This window comes from Dawidia soli (genome assembly GCF_018598185.1).
Taxonomy (GTDB): Bacteria; Bacteroidota; Bacteroidia; order Cytophagales; family Cyclobacteriaceae; genus Ohtaekwangia; species Ohtaekwangia soli.
In genome coordinates, this window is record NZ_JAHESC010000025.1 from 105191 (window position 1) to 117467 (window position 12277).

The following is a 12277-nucleotide window of genomic DNA, read 5'->3' on the forward strand; positions in this document are numbered from 1 at the left end:
CAAATATATAGCGCAACCTCCCAAGTACGGCGGTGCCCTTACGACAAGAATAAGGGCAAAAAGTGACAAACCCCGTACGTCTGTACTTCACGCCTTTACACGCGCCGTGTTTAGCGGTGTCCTTACGACAGGCATAGGGGTAAAAAGTGACAACCGGTATAAAACAAAAATGCCGCCCGTCCACCCGAAGGCAAACGAACGGCATGGCTATCAAACCCCTCTCTCTTCTACTGCACAGCCTTTGTCTGCGGAACGTCCGAGCCGTCGCGCACTTCTTCGCTCGCCGCCAGCACGATCTCATCCCCCACGCGCAGGTCACCATATACCTCCGTCTTGCCATCGATCGTACGGCCTGTACGCACCGGCGTCCATTGCGCCTTGCCGCCCACGACCTTGATGATAAAGACCTTCTCCGGCGCGTTGACCACCGCGCGCTTCGGTACAATGAACGTGCTGTCCTTCGCCGGCAGCGGCACGACTACATCGGCGATCATCCCCGGCAGCAGGCGTTTGTTATCATTCGTCACATCCATCTCGATGCGCTCCGCCCGCAGGCGTGTGTCCAACGCCCCGGCCAGACGCGCCACGCGCGCCTGGAACGCCTTGTCGGGTTGTGACTTCACGTAAAAGTCGACCGTGTCGTGCAACGACAGGTATGCCGTATACGCTTCCGGCACCGACACCACCAGGCGCAGGTGCTTTTGCTCCTGCAGCGTGAACATCGGCTTCTCCGACCCGCGACCCGACGGCCCCACATAGGCGCCCGGGTTTACGTTGCGCGCGGTGATCACCCCGGCGAACGGCGCGCGGATCGTCAGGTAGTCGCGCGTGTTGCCCACCTCGCGCTGCGTGGCGCGGGCCGCTTCCAGCTGGACCAGGGCGGAGTTCATACGCGCCCGGGCCTGGTCCAGGTCGTGGGGCGAGATCGTGCCCGGCGTTTTGCTGGTCTCCAGCAGGCGCTCGTAGTGGGCCTTGCTGGCCAGGTATACCGCCTCCTGCGACTTGCCGCGCGACTCGGCACCGGCCAGCCGCGATGAGATCTCCGGCGCCTCCAGCGAGGCCAGCACCTGCCCCTCCTTTACTTCCGAGCCGACATCCACTACGATCGTTTTTACAAAGCTCGTCTCGCGCGCATACAGGTCCACCTGCTGGTACGAGATCAGCTCACCCGGCACACTCAGCGTCGACGACAACAGCCCCTTCTTCAGGGACACCGTCTCCACCGCCGGGGCGGCCTGCGGAGCTTTATTCCCGCCGGCTCCCCCCGCAGACGTGCTGCAACGCACCAGCGAGGCCGCCAGCACCAGGGCACCGGTAATTTTCAACGTATTCAAATAAGCATTCATAGGTAGAGCGATCATAACGAAGTCGAAGTATTCGGTATATAAAATTTACTGTCTTTATCCTCCGGGTCGAGCGACACCGAGTCGGTGGTGGTTTTTCCCTGCATCCACGCAAAGGCCATCGGCAATACGATCAGCGCGGCAAAGGTCGAGGCAAACAATCCGCCGATCACCGCCCGCGCCAGCGGCGCCACCTGGTCTCCCCCTTCGCCATGGCCGATCGCCATCGGGATCATCCCCGCGATCATCGCGATCGACGTCATCAGGATCGGCCGCACACGCAGCGCCACCGCTTCCTTGGCCGCCTCCTGCGCATCCCCTGTCTGCAACCGCAGCTGCTCGGCATTCGTCACCAGCAGCACCGCGTTGGCGATCGAAACCCCCACCGACATGATAATACCCATGTACGACTGCAGGTTCAGCGTCGAGCCCGTGACCAGCAGCAGCAACAGCGCCCCCAGGATCACCGCCGGCACCGTCACCAACACCACCGCCGATACTTTAAACGACTGGAAGTTCGCCGCCAGCATCAGGAAGATCACCACGATGGCCACCAACAGTCCCGACTGCAGGCTGTCCAGTGTTTCTGTCAACACTTTACTCATGCCGATCGTTTCCACCGTCAACCCACGGGGCAGCTCGCCCAGCGAGGCCAGCGCTTTGTTGACATCCGCCGTAGCGGCCCCCAGATCCTTGTCGCTCAGGTTGGCCGTAACCGACAACACCGGCATCGCCCCCAGGTTATCCACCTCGCCATAGACTGTATCCGGCTCGATCGTCGCCACATCGCTCAGGATCGGACGCGTGGTGTTGCGCAGCAGCGGGATCTGACCGATGTCCGACACCCGCGTCATCTTGTTCTCCGGCACCTGGATCTGCACACTATAGCTCAGACCGGCCTTCTCGTCCAGCCACACGTTCTTTTCGGTATACCGCGACGACGATGTCGACGCGATCAGCGACCGCGACACATCGCTCATATCCACCCCCAGCTGCGCCGCGCGCACACGGTCGACCGTAATGTTCAACGCCGGGTAGCGTACCGACTGCCCCAGCTGCACGTCGCGCAGGTAGGGTATTTCTTTTAACTTGCCGATCACCTTGCGCGCATACGCTTCGTTCTGCTTTTTATTCCGGCTGGCAATGCGCACCTCGATCGGTGTGGGCGAGCCCTGGCTCAGGATCTTATCCGTCAGCTCGATCGGCTCGAACGACACCGCCAGCTCCGGCAGGTGCTCGTGGAGCTGCTTCCGGAGCTGCTCCTTCAGCTCGTCCATGTCGACGTGATGCTCCGGGTTCAGGCTCACCTGCAGCACCGCCTCGTGCGGCCCACCCGTAAACAGGTAGATGGGGCTGATCGAAAACAAAGCAGGGTGTTGTCCTATATACGCAGAGCTGACGCTCACGTTCTCTTTTCCAACGATGCCTTCCAGTAAATGGATCGACTCGCGCAGCTTCGCTTCCGTACGCTCGATCCGCGTACCGTCGGGCGCGCGCAGCCGCAGCTGGAACTGACCGGAGTTTGTCTTCGGCAACACGTCGCGGCCGATGCTGTTCAGCAACCACGCCGCCAGGCCGATCACCACCACCAGATAGCCCAGCACCACCACGCGGCGCCGCGGGAACAGCCGTTCGATAAACGCCACAAACCCTACGCGGAAGCGCTCGAAGCGGCTTCGCTTGCCATTGCCGGCCTGGGCGGCCAGCGCCGCCGCCTGGTGATGATCGATGGGATGTGTATGTTTCGACGCATGATCCTTCATGATCCAGTTGGCCAGCACCGGCACAAAGGTCTGCGACAGCAGGTACGACGTGATCATCGAGAAGCCGATCGCCAGCGACAGCGGCAGGAACAACGATCCCGGTATCCCCTGCATCGACAAGGCCGGAGCAAACACCGCCAGGATACAGAACAGGATCAACAGCTTCGGAAACGCGATCTCCTTACACGCATCCCAGATCGCCAGCGCCTTGGATTTCCCCATATCCATGTGCTGGTGTATATTCTCGATCGTCACCGTCGACTCGTCCACCAGGATCCCGATCGCCAGCGACAGCCCGCTCAGCGTCATGATATTGATCGTCTGCCCGAACAATTGTAAAAACAAGACACCGGAGATAATGGATGTCGGGATCGTCAGGATCACGATCAATGCCCCGCGGAGATCCCCCAGGAACAACACCACCATCAGCCCCGTCAGCACCGCGCCGATCACGCCTTCGCTGATCAGGCTCTTTACGGCGTTGATCACATACGTGGACTGGTCGAACTCATACGACAGCGTCACGTCTTCCGGCAACTGCGCCTGGAACTTCGGAATAGCCGCCTTCAGGTTCTTTACCACCTCCCAGGTAGACGCATCGGCCGACTTGGCGATACTGATATATACCGAACGTTTCCCGTTCACCGCCGCATACCCCACCGTAATATCCGCGCCGTCTTCTACCGTCGCCACGTCGCCGAGGTAAACGTTCTGCACATCGCCTTTGAAGAGCGGGATCTTTTCAAAGTCCTTGATATTCCTGATCGTCGTGTTTGTCGGCGTGATATAGTTATAGTCGCCGATCCGCACGTTGCCCGACGGCGCCGTTTGGTTGTTGACCCGCAGCGCCTCCACCAGCTGGTCGGGCGTGAGGTTATGGGCGCGCATGCGCTCGGGGTCCGCCTTGATCACGATCGTCCGCACGTTGCCGCCAAACGGCGGCGCCGCCACCAGGCCGGGGATGGTCGTAAAGGCCGAGCGCACATAGACGTTGGCCAGGTCGGCCAGCTCGTTGTTCGAGCGCACCGGACTGCTCACCACCAGCTGCCCCACCGGCAACGTCGAAGCATCAAAACGTATAATGAACGGTGGGTTCGACCCCGGTGGAAAGATGGCCTGCGCCCGGTTGGCAAACGCGCTCAGCTCGGCCGCCGCCTGCGCCATGTTCGTGCCCGGGTAGAACGTGATCTTCATCAGGGTCAGCCCCTGGATGTTTTTGGTCTCGATGGATTTGATCCCGTTCACGAACAGCATGATGTTGATATACTGTTTGGCAAAGAACGCCTCCATCTGTGACGGCGTATAGCCGCCGAAGGGGTGCGAGAGGTAGATCACCGGCAGGTTCATCGCCGGGAAGATGTCGATCTTGATGGTACGTGCCGCGTTCACGCCAAAGAACAGCATGCCGGCAACAAGCACCAGGATCGAAATAGGCTTGCGAAGAGCAGATCGTATTAAATTCATAAACTAGTGAGCCTGTTGGATAAATAAAGTAAAGTCGCCCGACGCGGCAGCTTTCAGCAGCAGCGCCTGCCATACGTTGACATACGCCACGCTGCGGTCGATCTCGGCGCGGTTCAGCGCATACATCGCTTGCTGCAGGTCGACGATCGTCGTCAGGCCGTTCTTATAGAGCACGTTCTTCTGCGTATAGGCATCCGAAGCGGCATTGTATTGCTGCGGCACCTCCTGTAAGCTTTGCAGGCTGTTGGCCAGCCGCTGGTCCGCCAGGATGAGCTGGTCCTCCAGCTGCACGCGCACCTGGTCGTACTCATGCCGGTACCCTTCGGCCACGAACTGCTGGGCCCGCGCCTGCTGCCGCACTTTCAGCGGGCTGACCAGATTCCAGGAGAAGCTCACGCCGGCTACATAGTTATACCGCGCGGGGTCGATCCCGTCGCTGTACTTCGACGAATAGCGCCCCGGAAACTCCGGCGTATAGTTATAGTCGAACCCCGAACCACGGGCCTGGTACACGCCGAACAGCGAGATGCCCGGCCTGACGCTGCGTTGCGCCACACGCGCCGCCTGCGTGGCCTGCTCGATCCGGGCCTGGTAAAATTTCACCTGCGGGTTATCGGCCACCGTCACACCTGCATTCAATTCCTGCGGCGCCTTCCCTAATAACGTGCTATCCAGCACAAACACCGCCGGCGGTACATTCAGGAGCTGCGCTAGCTGGTTGCGCACCTGCTGCTCGTTGGTGCGCAGCTCGATCAGCGACAGCCGCGCCCGCGACACCTCGGCATTCGCCAGCGACGAATCGACACCGGGGTTCAGCCCCGTTCGGGTACGGGCCCGCACCGTGCGCTGCACCGCTTCGGCCCGTTCGAGATTAGACCGGCCGTTGCGTAAAAATTGCTGCGCCACCAACAGGTTGAGGTACGCACCGGAGATCCGCACGCGCTGCACAAACTCTTCCTGCTCCAGGTCCGCCGAGTCGCGGTGCACCTGTGCCTTTGCCAGGTCGATGCGCGACCTTACGCGTCCGAACGTAAACACCTCCCAGTTTGCACTGACGATATAGAGCGCACCAAAGGCCGCATTCCAGCTTTGGTCGCTATAGCTCGGCCCCGCCGACGCCACCCCCAGCACACCCACCGCCCCGAGCGGCCCGAACTGACCGTTCACCGTGCCGTACGCCTGCTGTACCGCCGCGATCACATTGGGCAAATATTCATTGCGCGCATTACGCGTAAGCGCCTCCGAGGCGTGCAGGTAGCTCCGCTTCGCCCGGATGCTCTGATATTGCTGCACGCCCGTCTCGACGGCTTCCGGCAAGGTGAGGTAACGCTCCGGTTGTTCTTCGGCCACCGTTGTCTGTGGCTGCGCGTAAGCACCCAGCACACCGGCCAACATCAATACGGCCGGCATAATATGTATTCGAAAAAAAAGATGAACGGCAACCCTGCCGTCCGGGATCAATCGCTGCATGAGCTGCATAAGAAATATATAGCGTGTATTGCGTTTATAGAAATCACCACGTGGGGGGAACGTCGTGATTCGAAGTATATTCGTTCAATCGTTTTCTAAATAGGTAGGTCTGGGAAGTGTGTGAAGTTTTTATAAATTAAGTATACATTCATTCCTGCTACGTTGTATCTGTTATTACAAAGGCGGTTGAGTGAGTGTGAGGGGTGCGTGTGAGGGGTGAGTGTGGCCAGTTACAAACTGGCCACCGTGTAGGCACAAGTCACCGCCCCGAGACGGGGCTCAGACTTGCGCCAGATGCACGTATAGGGGCTGCGTCCCTGGCGCAAGTTTGAGCGAAGCGGTAACTTGTGCCTATACGGCCGGCGGTTTGCAACTGCCGTCGCCCCAAACCCGCCACAAGCAACAATGTCAATGATTCACCAACTTCTGCATCCCTTCATTATACCGCTGCCCCACATCCGGATACTGTTTTAATATACCGTCGATCGTCGCCAGGTCGTGCGTCGTCAGGATCACATCCGTCGCCGCCGCATTCTCCTCCAGGTACTTCCGCTTCTTCGTCCCCGGGATCGGGATCACATCCTCTCCTTGCGCCAGCACCCACGCCAGCGCCAGCTGCGCCGGCGTAATGCCCTTCCCGGCGGCAACCGCCGCCAACGCCTCCGTCAACCGTAAGTTGTTACCGATGTGCGCATCCTGGAACCGCGGCAACGTCCGCCGGAAATCGTCCGGTGCCAGCTCCTCCGGGTCCAACGCCGCCGTCACCAACCCGCGGGCTAGTGGACTGAACGGTATCAAGGTGATGCCCAGCGCGCGGCACAGCGGCAGGATCTCCGCCTCCACATCGCGCGTCAATAGCGAATACTCGTTCTGCAACGCCGTGATGGGATGCACTGCATGCGCCTTGCGGATCGACGCCGCCGAAGCTTCCGACAAGCCGAGATAGCGCACCTTGCCTTCCTTCACCAATTCCGCCATCGCCCCGACCATCTCCTCCACCGGCACCGCAGGGTCTACACGGTGCGCGTAATACAAGTCGATGGTGTCGATGCGCAGGCGCCGCAGGCTGGCCTCGACCGCCGTCTTCATATAGGCCGGCGAGCCGTCAAAGTACGTGGTACCGTCGGCACGGTAGCGGAAGCCGAACTTGGTCGCCAGGAAGATCTTGTCGCGGTTGGTCGCCAGCACTTCCGACACGAGCGCTTCGTTGCGGCCCTGGCCGTACATGTCGGCCGTATCCCAGAAGTTGATGCCCAGGTCCAGGGCCGGTGTAACGTCGCGATCGACTCGGTGTTGTCCAGCGGGCCGTAGGCATGGCTCATACCCATACAGCCCAGGCCGATGGCAGAGAGTCTTTCAGAAGTGTTGCGTAGGGTTCTGTAGATCATGTCGCAAAGCTATCGGGTCAAGCTTCGCAACGGATTATGGATTTCAAACCAAAAATTATAAAATTCGAATAATTATTTTCGAAGCGAACGAGGGGTCGCTTGGGTTTGCTTCTTAAAAAAGTTGTTGAAGTACGCCGGGTATTCAAACCCAAGCGAGTAGCCGATCTGCGACACGCTCCAGTCGGTATGCATCAGCAGCGCGCGGGCCTCACGAACGATCCGTTCGGCGATGTGATCGGTCGTGGTCTTGCCTGTCACCTCTTTTACGGCACGGTTCAGATGGTTGGGATGTATAGACAACCGCTCGGCGTAATCGTTTGCCGTCCGCAGCTTCAGCGAATGCTCCACCGAGTCCACCGGGAACTGCCGCTCGAGCAGCTCTATAAAAAGAGACGCAATGCGCGCCGACGCGCTCGTGGGATGATGCGACTCCGCCGGGTGCATCTTCAGCGCCTCGTGAATGACCAGGTTGACATAGTTGCGCAACAGCTCGAATTTATGCGCATACTCCGAATCCCGCTCGGAAACCATCCTCTCGAAGAACCGGCCGATGTGCTCATCCTGCTCGGGCGACAAGAAAAATACCGGGCTGCAGCCAACCTGGAACAACGGCGACTCCAGGATGCTCTCGTTCCCCTTGGTATTGATAAAACCGTCGGTGAACAAACAAAAATAGCCCGCCTGCACCTCCGACACCGCCTCCCACGCATACGGCACCTTCGGGTTGAAGAACACCAGCGCGGGCTGGTTGATCTCGATCGTTTTGTCGGCAAAGTATAGATTACCCTGGCCGCGGATCAGCGAGATCTTATAATAGTCGCGGCGGTTATAGGGCGCGTAGCGGTTGCAGCTGTCGCGGCGGTATACATTAAAATGCCCCGTCTCCGAAGGCAGGGCCGGATCGTAGGCCGCCGGCCGTTTGGCCGGATAGCGGTTGTAAAAATCTTCGAGCGTCTCGCTTTTTGGCTGCATCCCCAAAATTATAAAATTCAAATAACAAACGGAAGTTTGCGGAGCCGGGTTACACGAACCTGCCCATCGGTGGTATAAAAGTGACGAGCGGCGGCCTTTTGGTGACGGAAGTCATTTCGCATTGGCCAAACAATAAAAAAACGATATTTTGCCGCATGACGCACCTCCCGCAACTCATCACCGACCTCGGACTCATCCTGGCTGTAGCAGGTATCACCACCCTGCTCTTCAAGAAGATCCGCCAGCCGACGGTCCTGGGTTACATCCTGGCCGGCCTGCTGGTGGGTCCCTACGTGTCCCTCCTGCCCACCGTGGCCGACGCCGAAGGCATCCAGGTGTGGTCGGAGATCGGCGTCATCTTCCTCCTCTTCAGCCTCGGCCTCGAGTTCAGCTTCAAGAAGCTCGTCGCCGTGGGCGGCTCCGCCTCCATCACCGCCATCACCGAGATCGTCATCATGATCTTCGTCGGCTTCGTCACAGGCCAACTCCTGGGCTGGACCACCATGGACAGCATTTTCCTCGGCGCGCTGTTATCCATGTCGTCTACAACCATCATCCTGCGCGCATTCGACGAGCTCGGCGTCAAATCCAAAAAGTACGCCACCCTCGTCTTTGGAATCCTCATCGTCGAAGACCTCGTCGCCATACTCTTGTTAGTGTTGCTGTCCACCATTGCCGTCAGCCAGCAGTTCGCCGGCGCCGAGCTGGGCATGCAGCTGCTCAAGCTGATCTTCTTCCTCATCCTCTGGTTCCTGGCAGGCATCTTCTTTATTCCCACCTTCCTCAAACGCACGCGCAAGCTGATGAGCGACGAGAACATGCTGATCGTCTCCATCGGCCTGTGCCTGCTCATGGTCATCCTGGCCGTTACCGTCGGCTTCTCCGCGGCCCTGGGCGCCTTCATCATGGGCTCGATCCTGGCCGAGACTACCCAGGCCGAACGCATCGAGCACCTGATCAAACCCGTAAAAGATCTTTTCGCCGCCGTATTCTTCGTCTCGGTCGGCATGATGATCAACCCGCAGGTCCTGGTGGACTATGCCGTGCCCGTGCTGGTCGTTACGCTCATCACGATCGTCGGAAAGATGATCAGTACCACCATTGGTGCGATCGTCTCCGGTCAACCGCTGAAACACTCCGTACAGGCCGGCATGAGCCTGGCCCAGATCGGTGAATTCTCCTTCATTATAGCATCGCTCGGCATCAGCCTGAAAGTCACCAGCAACTTCCTCTACCCCATCGCCGTCGCCGCCTCCGCCGTAACAACGTTCACCACGCCGTACTTCATCCAAAAATCCGAAAGCCTGTACAGACTCCTGGAGCGTACGCTGCCCACGCGCTGGGTGAACGGCCTGTCGCGGTATAGCTCCGGCACACAACAACTGTCCGCCAGCAGTGACTGGAAGCTCCTGTTGCGCGCCTATGCGTTGAACATCGTCATCCACACCGTCCTGGCCATCGGCATCATCGTCCTCTCCCAGCGATACCTCTATCCCTTCGTCACCACGCGTATCGCCGACAGCCCGCTGGACAAGATCATCACCGTGGCCCTGACGCTCATCGCCATGGTCCCCCCGATCTGGACCATCGCGGTCCGTCGCATCGAACGCGAGGCCTATGCGCATCTATGGCTCAACCGCAAGCTGAACCGCGGCCCGCTGATCATGCTGGAGCTCGTGCGCATCGCCGTGGCCGTCGTGCTGGTAGGCTTCCTGCTGGACCGTTATTTCTCCACGCCCGTCGTGATCATCGTCGCCCTGGCCGTCACCACCCTGGTCGTGGTGTTGTTCTCGCGAAAGCTCCAGCAATTCTACGACCGCGTGGAACGACGTTTCCTGGGCAACCTCAACGCGCGTGAAGCACAAAAACGCCGCCCCGAGATCGCCCCCTGGGATGCCCACCTGGCCGAGTTCGAGGTGCCCGCGGAATCCCCCCTCATCGGCAACACCCTGCAAGAGCTCTCGCTACGCGAGCAATACGGCATCAACATCGGACTGATCGAACGCGGCAACATCACCATCCTCACGCCCGACCGCTACGAACGGCTCTACCCCGGCGACAAAGTATCCGTCATCGGCACCGACGAGCAGCTCACCAAAGTGAAAGGCCTCTTCGAAGAATCCATCAACGGCCGCAACGAAGAAGAAGCCGCCAAGAACGAGATCATGCTGCTGAATATAACCTTACAAAGCGACACCAGCCTGATCGGCCAGTCCATCCGCAGCACCGGCATCCGCGAGCACGCCAAAGCCCTGATCGTCGGTATCGAACGCAATGGCAACCGCATGCTCAACCCCGACTCCACCGCCGTCCTCGAAGAAGGCGACACCCTTTGGATCGCCGGCAACAAAAAGCGCATCAAAGACTTCCTCAAAGCCCAGAAACTCCCCGCAAAAAAATCGACCCCCGACTAACGCCCCGCGGTGTCAGCACGGATACCGGCGCCGTCAATAAAAGTCAACCATAACCTGCCGGGCCAGGATTTCCCGGCTTTCATAAAAATTTCGACAGAAAAAGCACTTTCGCTGTGCACAACACAGCTTTGGGATCACACAAAGCCAAAAATTACCGGTCACAGCCATTCCGGCTATCCTGCACTATACCGTTTGAAATCATCCGGAAATCGGTTGATCTTGATGGAAGTTTATCAAAAAATGTGAAGATTGCAGAATGAGAGGTCAGACTATGGAGGATATCCACCCGATACGGATCGACAGCGAGTCGCGCATTCCCAAATATCACCAGATCGTCAATTCGATCGTCGGCGATATCGAAAAAGGCATCCTTACCGTGGGCCAGCGCATACCGTCCATCAACGAGATCAGCGAAGAGTATTACCTCTCGCGCGATACCGTCGAGAAGGCGTATAATTATCTGAAAGAAAAACAGATCATCGTTTCCGCCAAGGGCAAAGGCTACTATGTAGCCCGCACAGTACTGCCCTCGCGCATCAACATTCTCTGCCTGCTCAACAAGCTCAGCTCCTATAAGCTGCAGATCTATAATTCCCTGGTCGGCAGCCTGAGCACCAACGCCCACGTAGACCTGACGATCTACCACGCAGACCCTAACATCTTTCTCACAGCCTTGCGCGAAGGCACCGGTCGCTACGACTATTTCGTCGTGATGCCGCACTTCAAGGACCAGCACCTGGCCCACGAAAGCACCACCGCCGAAGTGCTCGACGCCCTGCGCAAGATCCCCGAAGACCGCTTACTCCTACTGGATAACTATTTACCCGAGCTCAAACGCGACGTCTCCTCCGTCTACCAGGATTTCAAGAACGACATCTATGAAGCCCTGCGCGAGGGCCAGGCACGCCTGAAACGATACGACAAGCTCATTCTGGTATACCCCCGCAAAACCGTCTACCCCTACCCGCTCGAAATATTACAAGGCTTCCAGAAGTTCTGCTCCGACGCCGGCTTCGACTTCGAGATCCTCGAAGAGATCTACAACGATATGGAGCTCCAACCCAAAGACGCCTATATCACCATAGAAGAGAACGACCTGGTCCGGCTGATCAAACAAGTACGCGACAAGAAGTTTGTTCTGGGAAAAGATATAGGCGTGATCTCGTATAATGATACACCATTAAAAGATCTGCTCGGCATCACCGTGATCTCTACCGACTTCCAGGTGATGGGCGAGACTGCCGCCTATATGATATTGAAGAAAAAACGTGAAACTGTGAAAAACGTATTCCGTTTCATCGACCGCGGCTCAGTATAAAGCAAGGCGGTCGGGAGACCGCCACCATACGAGGCACCGGTCGCCCTCCCTTTGGTGGGGGGGGGCGCCCCCGCCAGCCGGCCCACACCCCCGCGCGGGGGGCCGGCGGGCGCGCGGACACACAGACGCACCGCAGAGGCGGGGA

Annotated in this window: 7 protein-coding genes; 2 read left to right on the forward strand and 5 right to left on the reverse strand. The window is 58.8% G+C overall.

Annotation, left to right across the window (positions count from 1 at the left end):
• Nucleotides 1-227: 227 nt before the first annotated feature.
• From KK078_RS17640 to KK078_RS17660, 5 genes are all read right to left on the reverse strand, one after another.
• Nucleotides 228-1361, reverse strand: a complete 1134-nt coding sequence (locus tag KK078_RS17640; protein WP_254091624.1) for an efflux RND transporter periplasmic adaptor subunit — start codon at nt 1359-1361, stop codon at nt 228-230.
• Nucleotides 1358-4570 (reverse strand): efflux RND transporter permease subunit, encoded by a 3213-nt coding sequence (locus tag KK078_RS17645; protein ID WP_254091625.1) that lies wholly within the window; start codon nt 4568-4570, stop codon nt 1358-1360. Before KK078_RS17645 ends, KK078_RS17640 begins: the two co-directional genes overlap by 4 nt.
• A 3-nt stretch (nt 4571-4573) precedes the next feature.
• Complete coding sequence (locus KK078_RS17650) at nt 4574-5980, reverse strand: TolC family protein (RefSeq protein WP_254091626.1); 1407 nt, start codon at nt 5978-5980, stop codon at nt 4574-4576.
• A 468-nt stretch (nt 5981-6448) separates the two neighbouring features.
• Complete coding sequence (locus KK078_RS17655) at nt 6449-7267, reverse strand: aldo/keto reductase (protein WP_317195943.1); 819 nt, start codon at nt 7265-7267, stop codon at nt 6449-6451.
• 233 nt (nt 7268-7500) lie between these two features.
• A complete protein-coding gene (locus KK078_RS17660) occupies nt 7501-8400 on the reverse strand; it encodes a helix-turn-helix domain-containing protein (RefSeq protein ID WP_254091627.1) in 900 nt (299 codons plus the stop codon).
• 155 nt (nt 8401-8555) lie between these two features.
• Here KK078_RS17660 and KK078_RS17665 point away from each other — a divergent pair, with 155 nt between their 5' ends.
• Complete coding sequence (locus KK078_RS17665; RefSeq protein WP_254091628.1) at nt 8556-10814, forward strand: cation:proton antiporter; 2259 nt, start codon at nt 8556-8558, stop codon at nt 10812-10814.
• A gap of 256 nt (nt 10815-11070) precedes the next feature.
• Nucleotides 11071-12132: a GntR family transcriptional regulator gene (locus tag KK078_RS17670; RefSeq protein ID WP_254091629.1), complete on the forward strand. Its 1062-nt coding sequence runs from the start codon at nt 11071-11073 to the stop codon at nt 12130-12132.
• Nucleotides 12133-12277 lie beyond the last annotated feature (145 nt).

Bases quoted from the DNA above. Each gene is read 5' to 3' on its own strand.
- KK078_RS17640 (WP_254091624.1), bottom strand. From the start codon at position 1,361: ATGATCGCTCTACCTATGAATGCTTATTTGAATACGTTGAAAATTACC.
- KK078_RS17645 (WP_254091625.1), bottom strand. From the start codon at position 4,570: ATGAATTTAATACGATCTGCTCTTCGCAAGCCTATTTCGATCCTGGTG.
- KK078_RS17650 (WP_254091626.1), bottom strand. From the start codon at position 5,980: ATGCCGGCCGTATTGATGTTGGCCGGTGTGCTGGGTGCTTACGCGCAG.
- KK078_RS17655 (WP_317195943.1), bottom strand. From the start codon at position 7,267: ATGTACGGCCAGGGCCGCAACGAAGCGCTCGTGTCGGAAGTGCTGGCG.
- KK078_RS17660 (WP_254091627.1), bottom strand. From the start codon at position 8,400: ATGCAGCCAAAAAGCGAGACGCTCGAAGATTTTTACAACCGCTATCCG.
- KK078_RS17665 (WP_254091628.1), top strand. From the start codon at position 8,556: ATGACGCACCTCCCGCAACTCATCACCGACCTCGGACTCATCCTGGCT.
- KK078_RS17670 (WP_254091629.1), top strand. From the start codon at position 11,071: ATGAGAGGTCAGACTATGGAGGATATCCACCCGATACGGATCGACAGC.